This is a genomic window from Streptosporangium sp. NPDC049644 (assembly GCF_040675205.1).
GTDB classification, from domain to species: domain Bacteria; phylum Actinomycetota; class Actinomycetes; order Streptosporangiales; family Streptosporangiaceae; genus Streptosporangium; species Streptosporangium fukuiense.
The window spans coordinates 13,179-29,150 of the sequence record NZ_JBFAOJ010000080.1; the positions used below are offsets into that span (position 1 = coordinate 13,179).

General features: G+C 70.5%; 14 protein-coding genes and 1 tRNA gene. 12 read left to right on the forward strand and 3 right to left on the reverse strand.

Annotated elements, in window-relative coordinates; all coding sequences use genetic code 11:
* Positions 1–67: 67 nt before the first annotated feature.
* The 8 genes from AB0J58_RS32945 to AB0J58_RS32980 all read left to right on the forward strand — a co-directional run bounded on the left by AB0J58_RS32945 (position 68) and on the right by AB0J58_RS32980 (position 10,083).
* Entirely contained in the window at positions 68–2,830 is a 2,763-nt protein-coding gene (locus AB0J58_RS32945; protein WP_364223314.1) for an Rne/Rng family ribonuclease, read from the forward strand.
* 334 nt (positions 2,831–3,164) lie between these two features.
* Positions 3,165–3,467 (forward strand): 50S ribosomal protein L21, encoded by a 303-nt coding sequence (gene rplU, locus AB0J58_RS32950; RefSeq protein WP_030924785.1) that lies wholly within the window; start codon positions 3,165–3,167, stop codon positions 3,465–3,467.
* A 19-nt stretch (positions 3,468–3,486) separates the two neighbouring features.
* Positions 3,487–3,744: a 50S ribosomal protein L27 gene (gene rpmA / locus AB0J58_RS32955; protein ID WP_030924780.1), complete on the forward strand. Its 258-nt coding sequence runs from the start codon at positions 3,487–3,489 to the stop codon at positions 3,742–3,744.
* Between the two features lie 105 nt (positions 3,745–3,849).
* Positions 3,850–5,202, forward strand: coding sequence for a GTPase ObgE (obgE, locus tag AB0J58_RS32960; protein WP_343977151.1), 1,353 nt, complete (start codon positions 3,850–3,852; stop codon positions 5,200–5,202).
* A gap of 48 nt (positions 5,203–5,250) precedes the next feature.
* Entirely contained in the window at positions 5,251–6,375 is a 1,125-nt protein-coding gene (gene proB, locus AB0J58_RS32965; RefSeq protein ID WP_364223317.1) for a glutamate 5-kinase, read from the forward strand.
* Between the two features lie 18 nt (positions 6,376–6,393).
* Positions 6,394–7,683: a glutamate-5-semialdehyde dehydrogenase gene (locus tag AB0J58_RS32970; RefSeq protein WP_364223320.1), complete on the forward strand. Its 1,290-nt coding sequence runs from the start codon at positions 6,394–6,396 to the stop codon at positions 7,681–7,683.
* Positions 7,684–7,860: 177 nt separating this feature from the next.
* The gene (locus AB0J58_RS32975; RefSeq protein ID WP_364223323.1) at positions 7,861–8,052 is read left to right on the forward strand and encodes a hypothetical protein; all 192 of its coding nucleotides are present in this window, start codon (positions 7,861–7,863) and stop codon (positions 8,050–8,052) included.
* Positions 8,053–8,274: 222 nt separating this feature from the next.
* On the forward strand, positions 8,275–10,083 hold the full coding sequence (locus AB0J58_RS32980; protein ID WP_364223326.1) for a protein kinase: 1,809 nt from the start codon (positions 8,275–8,277) through the stop codon (positions 10,081–10,083).
* Positions 10,084–10,206: 123 nt separating this feature from the next.
* Here the strand turns inward: AB0J58_RS32980 and AB0J58_RS32985 are convergent, their stop codons facing one another.
* The gene (locus AB0J58_RS32985) at positions 10,207–11,232 is read right to left on the reverse strand and encodes a M48 family metallopeptidase (RefSeq protein ID WP_343977137.1); all 1,026 of its coding nucleotides are present in this window, start codon (positions 11,230–11,232) and stop codon (positions 10,207–10,209) included.
* Between the two features lie 74 nt (positions 11,233–11,306).
* Here AB0J58_RS32985 and nadD point away from each other — a divergent pair, with 74 nt between their 5' ends.
* The 4 genes from nadD to AB0J58_RS33005 all read left to right on the forward strand — a co-directional run bounded on the left by nadD (position 11,307) and on the right by AB0J58_RS33005 (position 13,524).
* Complete coding sequence (gene nadD, locus AB0J58_RS32990) at positions 11,307–11,978, forward strand: nicotinate-nucleotide adenylyltransferase (RefSeq protein ID WP_364223329.1); 672 nt, start codon at positions 11,307–11,309, stop codon at positions 11,976–11,978.
* Between the two features lie 312 nt (positions 11,979–12,290).
* Positions 12,291–12,698, forward strand: a complete 408-nt coding sequence (rsfS, locus tag AB0J58_RS32995; protein WP_030924760.1) for a ribosome silencing factor — start codon at positions 12,291–12,293, stop codon at positions 12,696–12,698.
* Positions 12,695–13,327: a histidine phosphatase family protein gene (locus AB0J58_RS33000; RefSeq protein ID WP_343977129.1), complete on the forward strand. Its 633-nt coding sequence runs from the start codon at positions 12,695–12,697 to the stop codon at positions 13,325–13,327. Before rsfS ends, AB0J58_RS33000 begins: the two co-directional genes overlap by 4 nt.
* A gap of 124 nt (positions 13,328–13,451) precedes the next feature.
* Positions 13,452–13,524, forward strand: a tRNA-Ala gene (locus tag AB0J58_RS33005).
* Positions 13,525–13,935: 411 nt separating this feature from the next.
* Here the strand turns inward: AB0J58_RS33005 and AB0J58_RS33010 are convergent.
* Positions 13,936–15,276 carry an ATP-binding protein gene (locus AB0J58_RS33010; protein WP_364223332.1) on the reverse strand — a complete coding sequence of 447 codons (1,341 nt, stop codon included), beginning with the start codon at positions 15,274–15,276 and terminating at the stop codon, positions 13,936–13,938.
* The gene (locus tag AB0J58_RS33015) at positions 15,273–15,950 is read right to left on the reverse strand and encodes a response regulator transcription factor (protein ID WP_364223335.1); all 678 of its coding nucleotides are present in this window, start codon (positions 15,948–15,950) and stop codon (positions 15,273–15,275) included. The genes AB0J58_RS33010 and AB0J58_RS33015 overlap by 4 nt, the downstream gene beginning before the upstream one ends.
* Positions 15,951–15,972 lie beyond the last annotated feature (22 nt).

Consider the following 15,972-nt stretch of genomic DNA (forward strand, 5'->3'; position numbering starts at 1 on the left):
CAGTGAGAGACGAGAGCTCCCGCGCGGCGCGGAGACGTGCCCGGGAGCTGAACGGGAGAGCGCCCGCATGCTCGACAACGAGCCCAACGCCGGGGTCAACAGCCTCGGTGGGGATACGACAACAGAAGAGACGCGGCCACCGGCGCCCCGGCGCAGGGCTGCGAGCCGACCTGCGGGACCTCCGCCGGAGGTGCCGGATTCGGTTCCCGAGGTCGTGACGGCACCCGCGCCCCGGGCGGCGTCCGGCATCTCGCCGGAACCGTCGGAGGCCGGTGCGTCCGGGCCCGCGGCGGAGCCCGCGAAGGCCGCGGAACCCGCCGAGGCCGAGGAGGCGAAGGCGGCGGCGCCCAAGCGCGCCACCCGGCGCAAGGCCGCCGCGACGGACGGCACCGTCACCACCGCGCGGCGTAGTCGTGCGAAGAAGGTGACCGAACCGGTCGCCGAGCCTGTCGAGACGGCGGCCGCAGAGGCGGCGCCCGCCGCCGCTCAGGAGCCCGCGCCGCAGGAGGCGCCCGCCGCCCCTGTCAAGCGCACCCGTACGCGCAAGAAGGCGGTCGTGCGGGAGGAGCCGGCCGTGGCCGAGGAGGTCACCGGCGAGGCGCCCATGGCGGGAGCGGAGGAGACCGAGGCGGAGCTGCTGCTCGAACTGCCCGTTGACGAACCGCTCGACGACGAGCCGGCGGGTGAGGAAGTCGTCGAGGAACGGCGGCCGGGGCTGTTCGCCGACCCCTTCGGGCTGGTCGCCCAAGAACGTTCCGAGGTGCCCTCGGTGACCTTCCAGGCACCCGCGGCGGTGTTCCAGCCGCTGTTCCAGGCCCCCGACCCGCAGCGGGCCACGCAGCCCGCCGCCCGGCTCGCGCCGGTCCAGCCTCCCGCGCCGCAGCCGGAGCCCGAGCCCGTCGAGGCGAAGGCCGCCGAGATCGCCGAGGAGCCCGAGGACGAGGACACGGACGGAGACGAGGACGCCGGCGGCCGTCGGCGTCGGCGCCGCAGGGGCGGTCGGGGCCGTGGCAAGACGCGGGACCTCGACGAGAGCGAGGAGACCGAGGCCGAGCAGGACGAGGAGGACAGCCCCGAGGCCGAGCAGGACGAGGACTCGGAGAGCGGCAGCTCGCGCCGGCGTCGCCGCAGGCGGCGCAGGGGCGCCGACGAGGCGGGTGAGGTTCACGACGATCCGCCGAACACCGTGGTGCGCATCCGCGCGCCCCGCGCCGGGCGCAGCACCTCGGTGGACGAGGTGCAGAGCGTGCGAGGCTCGACCCGTCTGGAGGCCAAGAAGCAGCGCCGTCGCGAGGGGCGCGAGCTTGGCCGCAGGCGTCCGCCGATCATCACCGAGTCGGAGTTCCTGGCCCGCAGGGAGTCCGTCGAGCGCATGATGGTGGTCCGCCGTACCGGCGGGCGCACCCAGATCGCGGTACTGGAGGACGGGGTCCTCGTCGAGCACTACGTCAACCGCGAGGCGAGCCAGTCGTATGTGGGCAACGTCTATCTCGGCAAGGTGCAGAACGTCCTGCCGAGCATGGAGGCCGCCTTCGTCGACATCGGCAAGGGCCGTAACGCGGTGCTGTACGCCGGAGAGGTGAACTTCGACACCGCCGGGCTGGAAGGACAGCCCAAGCGGATCGAGGTGGCGCTGAAGTCGGGCCAGTCGGTGCTGGTGCAGGTCACCAAGGACCCGATGGGCCACAAGGGCGCCCGCCTGACGAGCCAGATCAGCCTGCCCGGGCGCTACCTGGTCTACGTGCCCGACGGCTCGATGACCGGGATCAGCCGCAAGCTCCCCGACAAGGAGCGCACCCGCCTCAAGAGCATCCTCAAGAAGGTCATGCCGGAGAACGCCGGGGTCATCGTCCGCACGGCCGCCGAAGGCGCGTCGGAGGACGAGCTGAGCCGTGACGTGGCCAGGCTGTCGGCGCAGTGGGAGAACATCCAGCGCAAGGCCAAGTCGGCCAGCGCGCCGGAGTTGCTCTCCTCCGAGCCGGACCTGACGGTCCGGGTGGTCCGAGACGTGTTCAACGAGGACTTCTCCTCGCTGGTCGTCGCGGGAGACGAGGTGTGGGAGACGGTCGACGAGTACGTCCGTTACGTCGCCCCGCACCTGGCCGACCGCCTCAGCAGGTGGGAGGAGGACGGCGACGTCTTCGCCGCCTACCGGATCGACGAGCAGATCGCCAAGGCGATGGAGCGCAAGGTCTGGCTGCCCAGCGGTGGCTCGCTGGTGATCGACCGGACCGAGGCCATGACCGTGGTCGACGTCAACACCGGCAAGTTCACCGGTCAGGGCGGCAACCTCGAGGAGACCGTCACCCGCAACAACCTGGAGGCGGCCGAGGAGATCGTCCGCCAGCTCAGGCTGCGCGACATCGGCGGCATCATCGTCATCGACTTCATCGACATGGTGCTGGAGAACAACCGGGACCTGGTGCTGAGGCGGCTGCTGGAGTGCCTGGCCCGCGACCGTACCAAGCACCAGGTCGCCGAGGTCACCTCCCTGGGCCTGGTCCAGATGACGCGTAAGCGGGTCGGTCAGGGCCTCCTGGAGGCGTTCTCCACGGTCTGCGAGTGCTGCAACGGCCGCGGCCTGCACGTCTCGACCGAGCCGGTCGAGGGCAAGCCGGAGCCGCGTGGTACGCAGGGCAAGATGGCGGTCGAGAAGGCCGTCGCGGAGAAGCTCGGCAAGGACGGTAGCCACGCTGTGGCGGCCGGTGACCAGTCGGGTCGTGATACGGTGACCGATGCGCTTGATGGCGTCCAGAACGAGGACGGTCAGGCAGCACAGGCTTCTGGCCGGGGGCGGAGACGCTCCCGCAAGGCCAGGCCGGCCGAGTAGGTCCTGTCCCGCAGATTTTGCCGTGGCGTGGGTCTGCCGGATGGTGTCTCGTAGGGCGGAAGAGGAGCTCATAGCGTGCTATGGGTGACGGATACCGTCGCGAGGCCCCGTCCGGGTGACCAAGGCAGGCAGAAGATCCAAGGAGCAGGTCCTGAGGTCGGCACCCCCGACGTTCCGCCCGGTTCGACCAGGACACCGTCAATCCGGTATTCTGGTGAACCGGTGCGCTCATGGCGCGCCCTGTTCGCGCGCCTACCCGGTACGTCATCAATGACCACAGCCGGATGCGGGGCGCAGCATCCAGCGAGCAAGCAGTCAGAAGAAGGGTTCCGCGGTGTACGCGATCGTTCGTTGCGGCGGCAGGCAGCAGAAGGTCTCCGTCGGTGACGTCCTTGAAGTGGACAAGGTCGCCGGCGAGGTCGGTTCCACGGTTTCGCTGCCGACGGTCCTCGTCGTCAACGACGGCGACGTGACCACCGAGGCGGGCAAGTTCACGGTTGCCGCCGAGATTCTCGGTGAGACCAAGGGTCCGAAGATCCGGATTCTGAAGTACAAGAACAAGTCGGGGTACAAGAAGCGCCAGGGTCACCGTCAGCGGTACACCCAGGTGAAGATCACCGGCATCGACCAGGCCTGAGTTTCGGGAGTTTTGCGAGATGGCACACAAGAAGGGCGCGTCGTCCACTCGGAACGGCCGCGACTCCAACGCCCAGCGGCTCGGTGTGAAGCGCTTCGGTGGTCAGCTGGTCAACGCCGGCGAGATCATCGTTCGTCAGCGTGGCACCCACTTCCACCCCGGCGACAACGTCGGCCGTGGCAGTGACGACACGCTGTTCGCGCTGGCCGCAGGCCACGTTCTGTTCGGTGTCAAGCGCGGGCGCCGCGCGGTGAGCATCGTTCCGGTCGCGGAGTAGATTCGCACCGACAGACGTTGAGGGCAGGGGTGGATCGCATTCGGCGGTCCACCCCTGTTCGCGTTTTCCGCAGAAGTTCCCGTAGATAGAGGTAGGAAAGTAGAGATGCCGGACTTTGTGGACCAGGTGGTCCTGCACATCAAGGCCGGTGACGGGGGAAACGGCTGCGCCTCTGTCCATCGGGAGAAGTTCAAGCCGCTGGGGGGCCCGGACGGGGGCAACGGCGGCCGCGGCGGCGACGTGATCCTGGAGGTGGACGCCAACACGGCGACGCTCCTGGAGTACCACCGCCGCCCGCACCGCAAGGCCGACAACGGCAAGCAGGGGCAGGGCTCCAACCGCGACGGCGCCAACGGTCCCGACATCGTCATCCCGGTACCGGACGGCACCGTGGTCAAGGACGCCGACACCGGTGAGGTCCTCATCGACCTGGTCGGCGCGGGCACCCGCTATGTGATCGCCGAGGGCGGGCACGGCGGGCTCGGCAACGCCGCGCTGGCCTCCACCAAGCGCAAAGCCCCCGGTTTCGCGCTGCTCGGCGAGCCCGGCGACGAGCTCGACGTGATGCTGGAGATGAAGAGCGTCGCCGACGTGGCGCTGGTCGGCTTCCCCAGCGCGGGCAAGTCCTCCCTCATCGCGGCCCTCTCCGCCGCCCGGCCGAAGATCGCCGACTACCCGTTCACCACGCTGGTCCCCAACCTCGGGGTGGTCACCGCGGGCGCGACCGTCTTCACGGTCGCGGACGTGCCCGGCCTGATCCCCGGCGCCTCACAGGGCAAGGGCCTGGGGCACGAGTTCCTGCGCCACGTCGAGCGCTGCAACACACTGGTGCACGTGATCGACTGCGCCACGATGGAGCCGGGCCGCGACCCCATCAGCGACTACGAGGCGATCGAGGCCGAGCTCGCGGCGTACGGCAAGCTGGAGGACCGGCCGCGCCTGGCGGTGCTCAACAAGTCCGACGTGCCCGACGCCCGCGACCTGGCCGACATCGTCGGGCCGATGCTCGAGGAGCGCGGGCTCCGGGTCTTCTCGATCTCCGCGGCCACCCACGAGGGGCTCAAGGAACTGACCTACGCCATGGGGGAGATGGTCGCAGCGGCCAGGGCCGCCGCCCCCGCCCCCGAGCCGACCCGGCTGGTCATCAGGCCCAAGCAGCACGGTGACACGGGATTCGTCGTCCGCCGGGTCGACGAGGACACCTTCCAGGTCACCGGGGCCAAGCCGGAGCGGTGGATCCGCCAGACCGACTTCACCAACGACGAGGCCGTGGGCTATCTGGCCGACCGGCTGGAGCGGCTGGGCGTCGAGGAGGAGCTGACCAAGGCCGGGGCGAAGGCCGGGGCCGAAGTGATCATCGGTTCCATGGAGAACGGCTACATCTTCGACTGGCAGCCGACGCTCAACGCCGAGGCCGTGCACCAGGGGCCGCGCGGGTCGGACAACCGGCTCGGTTAGTACGCCTTCCGCTGTTCTCTCAATGATCATTTTTGAAAGGTGCGTGTCGTGGACTCTGCGCGCGAACGGATCCGTAAGGCCTCACGCCTCGTCGTGAAGGTGGGTTCGTCCTCGCTCACCACTCCGCAGGGAATGATCGACGTCGACCGGGTGGACGCCCTGGTCGACGTGCTCGGCGCCCGGCGGAAGTCCGGTACCCAGATCGTGCTGGTCTCCTCGGGCGCGATCGCGGCGGGCCTCGGCCCGCTGGGCCTGGCGGCCAGGCCACGCGACCTCGCCACCCAGCAGGCCGCGGCCTCGGTCGGCCAGGGCGTGCTGGTGGCCCGCTACACCTCCTCCTTCGCCCGGTATGGTCTGCGGGTCGGTCAGGTGCTGCTGACCGCCGACGACATGATGCGCCGCTCGCACCACGTCAACGCCGAGCGCACGCTGGCACGCCTGCTCGAACTGGGTATCGTCCCGGTGGTCAACGAGAACGACACCGTGGCCACCGACGAGATCCGGTTCGGCGACAACGATCGCCTCGCGGCCCTGGTCGCCCACCTGACCAGGGCCGACGCGCTGGTGCTGCTCTCCGATGTGGACGCCCTCTACGACGACGACCCCCGCCGCCCCGGCGCCCGCCGGCTCACCGAGGTGCGCGGGCCCTCCGACCTCCTCGGGGTCGAACTCGGCAAGGGCGGCGCGGTCGGCACCGGTGGCATGATCACCAAGGTTCAGGCCGCCAAGATCGCCACAGGGGCGGGTGTTCCCGTGGTGCTGACCGCCGCCGCGCACGCGGCTCAGGCCCTCGCGGGAACCGATGTCGGCACCTACTTCCACCCGGAGGGCCGCCACCCGGGCACCCGCCTGCTCTGGCTGGCCCACGCCACCACCGGCCGAGGCCGGCTCCACCTGGACTCCGGCGCCGTCGAGGCCGTGGTGAGCCGCCGCAAGTCACTGCTTCCCGCGGGGGTCACGGCGGTCGAGGGCGACTTCGCGGCGGGCGACCCGGTCGATCTGTGCGAGCCGCGCGGCCAGGTGGTCGCGCGCGGCCTGGTCAACTTCGACGCGGGGGAGATCCCCGAGCTGCTCGGCCGTTCCACCAGGGAACTGGCGACGGCCCTGGGGCCCGAGTACGAGCGAGAGCTCATCCACCGTGACGACATCGTCATACTGGAATCCCACCACTAGTTCATTTGGGAGCGCGAGATGTCCGAGGACTTCCTGAAGGTAGCCCTGGCGGCTAAAGAGGCCGCCGCCGAGCTGGCCCCGCTGCCGAGGGCGCCGAAGGACGCCGCGCTCCGGGTGATCGCGGACGCGCTCGTGGCCGGGTCCGCCGAGATCGTCGCGGCCAACGCGCTCGACGTCGAGAGGGCCAGGGAGAGCGGGACCTCCGAATACATGATCGACCGTCTCAGCCTCGACGAGGCCAGGATCGAGGCGATCGCCGAGGCGGTCCGTCAGGTCGCCGACCTTCCCGACCCGGTGGGTGAGGTGATCCGGGGCAACACGCTGCCCAACGGACTGGAGTTGCGCCAGCTCCGGGTCCCGCTCGGGGTGATCGGCATCATCTACGAGGGCCGGCCCAATGTGACTGTGGACGCCGCGGCGCTCTGCCTCAAGAGCGGCAACGCCACCCTGCTGCGCGGCTCCTCCAGCGCGTACGAGTCCAACAAGGTCCTCGTCAGGATCATGCAGGAGGCGCTGGCGGACACCGAGGTGCCCGCGGGGGCCGTCCAGCTGGTTCCCGGGTCGACCCGTGACTCGGTCAAGCAGCTCATGCGGGCCCGCGGCCTGGTCGACGTGCTGATCCCGCGCGGCGGGGCCTCGCTGATCAATTCGGTGGTGGAGGAGTCCACGGTCCCGGTGATCGAGACCGGCGTGGGCAACTGTCACGTCTACGTCGACGCCGATGCGGACCTCGACCTGGCGATCCAGATCCTGATCAACGCCAAGGTCCAGCGCCCCTCGGTCTGCAACTCCGCGGAGACGCTCCTGGTGCACGCGGCCGTGGCGGACGCCTTCGTGCCGCGCGCGCTGGCCGCCCTGGCGGCGGAGGGCGTCACGGTGCACGGCGACGCCCGCGTCGCGGCGTACGGCGACGTGGTACCCGCCGAGGAGGAGGACTTCCGGATGGAGTACCTCTCGCTGGACATCGCGGCCGCCGTGGTCGACTCGCTGGAGGAGGCGGTCGCGCACATCAGGAAGTACGGCTCGGCCCACACCGACGCGATCGTCACGCGCTCGGTCAGCGCCTCCCGCAGGTTCGTCGCCCTGGTCGACTCCGCGGCCGTGGCGGTCAACGCCTCGACCCGGTTCACCGACGGCGCGGAGTTCGGCTTCGGCGCGGAGATCGGCATCTCCACCCAGAAGCTGCACGCACGCGGCCCCATGGGCCTGCCGGAGCTGACCTCGACCAAGTGGGTCTACACCGGCGAGGGGCACCTGCGCACCAGCGAGGGCACGGTCCTCGCCTCGGCCGAAGCCGGCCTGAGGTAGGGCGCGGGGCCGGTGAGTGTTCCCGACGCCGGGGAGCAACGGCATCGGGAACACCCTGCGAGCCGCACGGCACGGGTGTGGTCCACCGGGGTTCTCGTTCACTCTCCCCGGTCGTCGCCGAGCGTTATGGTGTGTCGCTCCATGTGATCACGGTCACTTGTGGTTTGACTGGACTTCATGGAAATCGTCGTTGCGTTCCTTTTCGTAGCTTTTGTCGTTTTTGCTGTGGACCGTTTGCTGCTGTTCATGGAGAGCCGCGGGCATGTCAACTGGCGTCGCACCCGGCGCCGCGACCTGTCGGCGGAACCTGCCGCGGAGCTCGACAGCCTGCTGGAAGACCCGGTCCGCGAGCCCACGCGCGGGCCCTGAGACGGCTCCGCCCGCGGTCTGGCCCGAGTCTGGCGAGGCGCACGAGGGGGCGCGCGTCCCGCCATACCGATCTTTCCGGGAGTCCGGCGTGCCATCGGGAAAACGTCACACTCGCCCGCTATGGTGTGGTCTCCTACGGCTGGACAGCAGGGAAGCGAGCAGGAGCGAGCGACCCGATAGGCGCAGCGGTCCCTGACCCATGTGGCCGACGCAGGAGGTCATATGGGTCGTCTCGGGCGGGTCGGTCCTTACACGTTGCTGGAGCGTCTCGGCCGGGGAGGCATGGGGGAGGTCTACCTCGCCGCCGGTCGCCGTGGAGACAACGTCGCGCTCAAGGTCCTCCACGACATGGTCGACACCGACTCCGAGGCCCGGATACGTCTGGAGCGGGAGGTACGTGCCCTTCGCCGGGTCGAGAGCCCCTACGTGGCCCGAGTCGTCGACGCCGACCTCAATGGTGACCGGCCCTACCTGGTCATGGAGCACATCGAGGGAGAGACCCTCCTGGAGCGGGTGCGGCGCGGCGGTCCCCTGGAGGGCGGCCTGCTCACCCTCGCGCAGGGGCTGGCCACCGCCCTGTCGATCATCCACGCGGCCGGGGTCGTCCACCGCGACCTCAAGCCCGCCAACGTGCTGGTCAACGAGGACGACGAGCCCGTCCTCATCGACTTCGGCATCGCCCACGTGCTGGACGCCACCAGACTCACCCTGACCGGCACCTTCCTCGGCACCCCCGGTTACGCAGCCCCCGAGCTGTTCGCCGACGAGCCCGTGGGCGAGCCCGCGGACGTGCACGCCTGGGCGGCCACCGTGGCCTTCGCCGCGACCGGCAGGCCCACCTTCGGCAGGGGCACGGTCGAGGCACAGATGTACGCGATCCTCAACGGTCAGGCCGATCTCGAGGGTGTCCCGGCGGCCCTGCTGCCCCTGATCCGCGCGGCCCTGCACCGCGAGCCGGCCAAGCGCCCCACCGCGGCCCTCCTCGCCGGCCGCCTCGGCCGCCTCGCCCGGGTGGCCTCGCCCGAGGCGGGAATCTCCCAGAAGGCGGCCGGCTCCGCAGGGAAGAAGCCCGGCGGGGCCAGGAAACAGGAGAGCCGTCCCAAGCCCCGAGCCAAGGGCGACGAACCCGCGAGGAGCGGCCGATCGGCCAGGGCGGAGACGGGCAAGGGAAGGCCGCCCGCCCCGGCGGCGGAAGGCTCGGCGGGATCCGCGAGGGCGGTACGCCCCCCTGCCGCCGCGGAGGGCACGTCACGCGCCGGACGGGCGGCGCTCGCCTCAGGTGAGGCGCCCCGTGCGGGGCGAGCGCTCTCCACGACGGCTGAGACGTCGCGGGGCGGGCGTCAGGCCCCCCCGGCCACCGAGGCGCCCAGCGGTGGACGTGCGGCTCTCACGGCGGGTGAGACGTCGCGGGGCGGGCGTTCCTCCGCCGCGGACGGCAGGGCGCCCCGACGCCGGGCGGGCAGGCGGTCCGGCGGCGCTGCCGGGGAGACTCAGGTCCCTGGCCGGGCGGGGCCGCTGCCCACGGGCAACGCGGCGTTGCTCCTGCTGGCGGTGCTGGCCGTGCCGTGCGTCGTGGCCACGGTCATCTGGCCGCCGGCCACCTTCGCCGTCACCGGCCTGTTCGCCGCGCTGGCCCGCGCGCTCTGGGGCGGGCACTGGCTGGTCAGGAAGCGCAAGTCGGCCAGGGTCCGGGTGGCCCTGCGGGTGCTGGGCTTCCCGGTGATCCTCGCCGTCTCACTGCTGACCGTCCTGGCCTGGCCGGGGCTGCCGGCGGCCGCCCTGGCGGGTCTCGCGCTCTGGCTGACCCTCGGTGGCTCGCTGCCATCGGAGTGGTGGCTGCACTCGGCCCCGGTCGCCGTCTCCGGCGTCGTGTTCGGCGTCGTCTGCGGCGGCCTCCTCGGCCGGGAGATCGAGCGGATCGGCGCCGAGCTCGTCGAGCTCCGCAAGGAGGGGCTGCGGGCGCTCGCGGTGCTGGGCGGCTTCGTCGCCCTGTGCTCGGCGGCCGTACGCGCGATCGCCCTCCTCGTGTAGGGGCGTCCTTTCGTCAGGGAGGCTCCGGCGCCGGGTGCCGCCCGGTGGTGGGGGTTCGCGTCGGCTCAGGTCCAACGAAAAAGGGCCCGGAGAGGGTCCGGGCCCTTTTGGTGGAGCTGTCGGTTAATTTCCATCGCGGCGGGAGAAGCGGTTGAAGATGCGCTCCCCGGCGTTGACGGCACCTTCCGCCACGTCGCGCAGGACACCGATGAACGGGTCCTGCGACTGCGACCAGGACTCGCGGTAGGAGCGGGCGGCAGCCCGGACCTCCTCGGAGATCTTCGCGTTGGAGTCGTCGGCGCGGCGGGGGTAGTCACCGGCGATGATCGTGTCGTACTCGCCGCCACGGCGCCACTTGTCGAGCTCGGCGACGCGGGAGACAGCGAACGGGTGAGTGGTGCCCAGCAGGTTGAGGACCTTGAGCAGGCCGTCGCGGACGTCGCCTGCGGTGTCGTACTCCCGTGCCTGGTCGAGGAAGGCCTCGATGTTCATCTCGTGCAGGCGCGAGCCGCCGGCGAGCTTCATCAGGGCACGCAGCGCCGCATCGGGGTCCTGACCGCAGAGCAGGCCGCCGCGGTCGGCGGAGAGCTCGGACTTGCGCTGCCACTCCTCCAGGCCGGCCACGATCGCGCGCAGGCCGATGTAGCCGAGCGGGATCCAGGCCACGCGCGCGGCCAGACGGGTCAGGATGTCGAGCATGGTGCGGTAGACGGCGTGGCCCGACAGGATGTGGGCGGTCTCGTGGCCGATGACGAAGCGCTGCTCCTCCGAATCCATCAGGTCCAGCAGGCCGGTCGTGACGACGATGAACGGGTCGTCGAAGCCGATCGCCTTCGCCTGCACCAGCGGGCTCTGCTGCACGTAGACCTCGGGAATGCGGTGAAGGTCGAGCGTGTAGGCCGCGTCGCGGCCCATGTCGTGCAGCGCTCGGAACTGCGTGTCACCGGTGCGTACGGCCGAGGCGAGGTAGATCAGGCGCAGGCGGCGCTCGCTGACCAGGCCGGACATCTGCTTGAGCACCGTGTCGAATCCGCTGAGCGATCGGAGGGCGACCAGCGCGGACCGGTCAGTGGGATGTTCGTAGGCGCGTGAGCTGATGCCGGGAAGCTGCACGCGGTTGCGATCCGGGGTGGTGGTCATGTCCGGCATGCTACGTCGGGTCTGCCTGCCACGCGCGGGGGGTGATTAAAAGCTCTGTACGGCTTGCGCGTATGGTCCGTTTCATGATGAACGCGCCTACCGGTCGGGGGAAGCGGCGCCTGGGCGTCATGGGCGGGACCTTTGATCCGATCCACCATGGTCACCTGGTCGCGGCCAGCGAGGTCGCCCACCACTTCGATCTCGACGAGGTGGTCTTCGTGCCCACGGGACGGCCCTGGCAGAAAGCCGACAGGACCGTCTCCGCCGCGGAGGACCGCTATCTCATGACGGTCATCGCGACCGCGTCCAACCCTCGCTTCTCGGTGAGTCGCGTCGACATCGACCGCCCAGGACCGACCTTCACCATCGACACACTCCGGGAGATCTCCTCTGCCTGGGGGCCCGACGTCGATCTCTACTTCATCACCGGCGCCGATGCCCTGGCCCAGATCCTGAGCTGGCGCGACGTCGACGAGCTGTTCACCATCGCGCACTTCGTGGGCGCCACCAGGCCCGGCCACGTCCTGCACGACCCCGGCCTTCCCGAGGGGAAGGTCAGCCTGGTGGAGATCCCGGCGCTGGCCATCTCGTCGTCGGAGTGCCGCGAGCGGGTGGCCGCCGGGGAGCCCATCTGGTACCTCGTGCCCGACGGCATCGTCCAGTACATCAACAAGCGCGGCCTCTACGACAGGGCGTCAGCTGAAGGGGGGCGTCCTTGGCGGGTGGGGCAGGGCAGGCCGGAAGAGATTCCGTGAATCGCGATGATCTGCAGAAAAGGCGCAAGTTAGAACGCGTTTCGCTATGATTCGAGAAGTTTGCGTGGGGCGGGTATCCACAGCTCAGCCGGCTTGATCGTCGAACGACCCGGGCACCCGCCCGTCCCATCCGAGATCGGCAGGCGCGGCCCCGACCGCGCGGTAAGCCCCCGATCAGACCGCCAATCCGTTTGCGGTACGGAATCGGGCGGCCCACGATAGGCGTTGTTCAAACGGTGGCTCTTCAACGAGCGCCGAATCGGGCACCCTGATAGGTGACAGCGCCGACTAGCAGGAGGACTGACCCACACCGTGACAGCAACCGACAGATCCATCCAGCTCGTCAGGCTCGCCGCCGAGGCGGCGGCGGACAAACTGGCCGATGACATCCTCGCCTATGACGTGAGCGACCAGCTCGTCATCACCGACGCGTTCGTGCTCTGCTCCGCCACCAACGACCGCCAGGTCCGGGCCATCGTCGACGAGATCGAGGATCGGCTGCGGATCGAGGCCGACGCCAAACCCGTCCGCCGCGAAGGCGAGCGCGAGGGCCGCTGGGTCCTGCTGGACTACATCGACATCGTCGTGCACGTCCAGCACGAGGAAGACCGCACCTTCTACGCGCTCGAACGCCTGTGGAAGGACTGCCCCTCCATCGCGCTGCCGGACAGCGTGACCCAGGTCGCCGCCCAGCGCGCCCGCGGGGCGGTAGCTGAGTGAGCCGTCGCGTCGTCTGTCTCAGACATGGTCAGACGCTGTGGAACGTCGAGCACCGCTTCCAGGGCCACAGCGACATCCCGCTTGACGAGACCGGGATCGCGCAGGCGACCCGTGCGGCCTCGCTGCTCGCCGCGCTCCGCCCGAGCATGATCGTCTCCTCCGACCTCCAGCGGGCCTTCGACACGGCCTCGGCGCTGGCCCGCGTCACCGGCCTGAACGTCATGGTCGACAAGGATCTGCGAGAGCGGGGCGGCGGGCAGTGGGAAGGGCTCACCCGGGAGGAGATCTCCGCGGGTTGGCCCAGGGAGTTCGCGGCCTGGGAGGCGCCGGGCGGCGAGGAGGTCGGCGACGTCGCCGACAGGGTGGCGTCGGCGGTACGCCGCTGGGCCGCGCAGGTCGACTCCGACGGCCTGCTCGTCGTCGCCTCCCACGGGGCGGCGATCCGGCTCGGCATCGCCAAGCTCATGAACCTGCCGCAGGAGCTCTGGCCCGCCCTGGGCGGCCTGGGAAACTGTTCGTGGTCGGTGCTGGAGGAGTCGCGCAAGGGCTGGCGCCTGCTGGAGCACAACGCCGGGACCCTCCCCGAGCCGGTCAGCAGCGACGACAACCCCGAGGTCACCCAGGAGTGACCTCGCCGGTGCGGCTTGCGCCCCGGTGGCGGGCGCGGGCCGGGTGGCCGTCGATTAGGTGAACATGTCGGTGTCCTTATATGCTTCCCAAGCGCCGCGACGAGAGCACTCGAAGCGGTGACCAGGGGCTATGGCGCAGCTGGTAGCGCGCCTCCATGGCATGGAGGAGGTCTGGGGTTCGAATCCCCATAGCTCCACCGCCAAACCGCCTCTGACCTGCACAAAAGTGCAGCTCAGAGGCGGTTTTCGGTTCTGGTCGCGGACCTCGGCGCGTCTTGCCGGGCCGGCCGCGCGCCCTCCGTCTGAACGTGAGGCCGGCCCGGTGAGACGCGCGGGGGATCACGGACGCGGGTGGCGTGCGCGATCCCTGCCGCGCTCCTTCATGATCGTGCAGCTGGAATGGCGAAGCAGCATGCTTTAACCGCTTTTAAGGTGTGCTTACGTGTGATCTAAGCAATGCCTGACTTTTCCGCTCCCCGATGGAATCGGTTTCTCGCCTCCATCGAGCGAGGCGGGCGATGGCCAAGCCCTGCCTGTTTCCCGCGCCGGAACCGCGAAAGGTAAGAGGAGCGCCTGTCACGCGAACACGACGACCTTCAACGGGCTGTTCAACGCGGCGTGTTCCCGCGGGACCAGCGGCCGCGGACCAGGCGCCGGGTGATGCGCGGGGGCCGGTCGTGCCGGTCGGTGCGGAACCAGAGCTGGACCCTGGCGCCGCCGAGGGAGGAGGCGTCGATCCGCAGCGTGCCGCCGGTGGACTCGGCGAGCCGGCGGGCGATGTCCAGGCCCAGCCCGGTGGATCCCGCGCCGCTGCTCCCGCGCCGCAGCGCCGCCTCCGGGTCGGGGATCCCGGGGCCGGCGTCGGCGATCAGCATGCCGACGGTGCCCGAGCCCTGGTGCAGGGTCACCGTGAACGCCGTGCCCTCGGGGGTGTGCCGGAAGATGTTGCCGAGCAGGGCGTCCAGTACGGCGCTGAGCTCTCCTGCCGCGACCGGGACCTGAGTGGGGGTCGAGGCGCCGATCCACTCCCAGGCGCGCTGCTGATCCTCGGCCAGGGCGGACCAGAAGGTCAGCCGCTCGCGCAGCACCTCGGCGGCGTCACAGTGGACGAGCTCCGGGGCCAGGGAGGGTTGCCTGGCCGCCGCGATGATCTGGTCCACCTCCGCTTCCAGGCGGCCCAGCGCGCTCCTGCTCTGTTCGGCCTCGGGCCCCAGATGGTCCAGGCTGAGCCGGAGCGCGGTGAGGGGTGTGCGCAGGCGGTGCGACAGGTCGGCGGCCATCTCCCGCTCGGCGGCCAGGAGCTGGACCACGCGGTCGGCCATGCTGTTGAACGCCTCGCCGGCCGCGACCAGCTCGGGTGGGCCCTCCGGTTCGATGCGGACGCTGAGATCTCCGGCGCCCAGCGCGCTCGCCGCCCTGCCCAGGCGTCGGGCCGAACGCACCACCCGGACGCCCAGCCGGTCGCCGACCAGCAGGGCGCCGGCGACGAGTACCGCCGCCACCCCGCTCAGCACGGCCCACGACGCGGCGACGCCCCGGGTGAGGTCCTCCGAGGGGATGAAGATCTCAATGACCACGGTCCGCCCGCCCTCCAGGGCGACCGGGCGCAGCAGGAGGTAGCCGGTGTCCATCTCCGCGGTGATGGCCCTGGTCAGCCGGGAGGCGGCGGCCACGGTCCCGGCGGGGGCCCTGACGGTGCCGGCCGAGCCGCCGTCGGGCAGGTGGACCGCGATCCGGTCCTGCGCGCCCGTGCTGAGCAGCGCGTGGGTGAGCCGGGTCTCCTCGACGGTGATGGCCAGCACCGGAACCAGAGCCGACGCCTGCCGTTCAGCCTCGGCCATGGCCCGGCCGTGGGCGATCTCCCTGACGATGAGCCCGAGCGGGATCAGGAAGGCCAGGGCGACCATCGAGGTCCCGGCGACGGTGAGCAGGGCCAGGGTCCGTCTCACGGCGGTGTGATCAACATGACCCCCACGCCGCGTACGGTGTGCAGGTAGCGGGGGGAGGACGCGCTCTCGCCGAGTTTGCGCCGCAGCCACGACAGGTGGACGTCGATCGTCTGGTCGTCGCCGTAGGACTGCTGCCACACCTCGGTGAGCAACTCCTTGCGGGAGACCACCCGGTCGGCGCGGGCGGCGAGGTAGGCGAGGAGGTCGAACTCGCGCCTGGTGAGGGTGAGAGGGGCGCCGTCCAGGTGGGCCTCGCGCCGGTTCAGGTCCACCGACAGCGCGCCGACGCACAGTAGCGGCGGCGGGGTCGCGCTCCGCGCCCGGCGCAACAAGGCGTCCAGGCGGGCGTTCAGGTGGTCGCCGGAGAACGGCTTCACCAGATAGTCGTCGGCCCCCGCCTGGAGCAGACGGACGATCTCCGCTTCGTTGTCCCTGGCCGTGGCGATGATGACAGGGACGCTGGATACGCTGCGGACCATCTTGAGAGCCTCCGCCCCGTCCAGGTCGGGTAGCCCGAGGTCGAGGACCACCGCGTCCGGGGGGTTCTGGGTGATCTCTCTCAGGGCGTCGAGAGCCCGCCCCGCGCTGCGCACGGCGTGCTGGCGCCTGCTGAGTTCCTGGATGATCGCGGATCGTACGTACTCGTCGTCTTCGACCACCAGAACTATCGCCATGTCATGTAACGGTAGTGAGTCA

Bases quoted from the DNA above. Each gene is read 5' to 3' on its own strand.
- AB0J58_RS32945 (WP_364223314.1), top strand. From the start codon at position 68: ATGCTCGACAACGAGCCCAACGCCGGGGTCAACAGCCTCGGTGGGGAT.
- rpmA (WP_030924780.1), top strand. From the start codon at position 3,487: ATGGCACACAAGAAGGGCGCGTCGTCCACTCGGAACGGCCGCGACTCC.
- obgE (WP_343977151.1), top strand. From the start codon at position 3,850: ATGCCGGACTTTGTGGACCAGGTGGTCCTGCACATCAAGGCCGGTGAC.
- AB0J58_RS32970 (WP_364223320.1), top strand. From the start codon at position 6,394: ATGTCCGAGGACTTCCTGAAGGTAGCCCTGGCGGCTAAAGAGGCCGCC.
- AB0J58_RS32975 (WP_364223323.1), top strand. From the start codon at position 7,861: ATGGAAATCGTCGTTGCGTTCCTTTTCGTAGCTTTTGTCGTTTTTGCT.
- AB0J58_RS32980 (WP_364223326.1), top strand. From the start codon at position 8,275: ATGGGTCGTCTCGGGCGGGTCGGTCCTTACACGTTGCTGGAGCGTCTC.
- AB0J58_RS32985 (WP_343977137.1), bottom strand. From the start codon at position 11,232: ATGCCGGACATGACCACCACCCCGGATCGCAACCGCGTGCAGCTTCCC.
- nadD (WP_364223329.1), top strand. From the start codon at position 11,307: ATGATGAACGCGCCTACCGGTCGGGGGAAGCGGCGCCTGGGCGTCATG.
- AB0J58_RS33015 (WP_364223335.1), bottom strand. From the start codon at position 15,950: ATGGCGATAGTTCTGGTGGTCGAAGACGACGAGTACGTACGATCCGCG.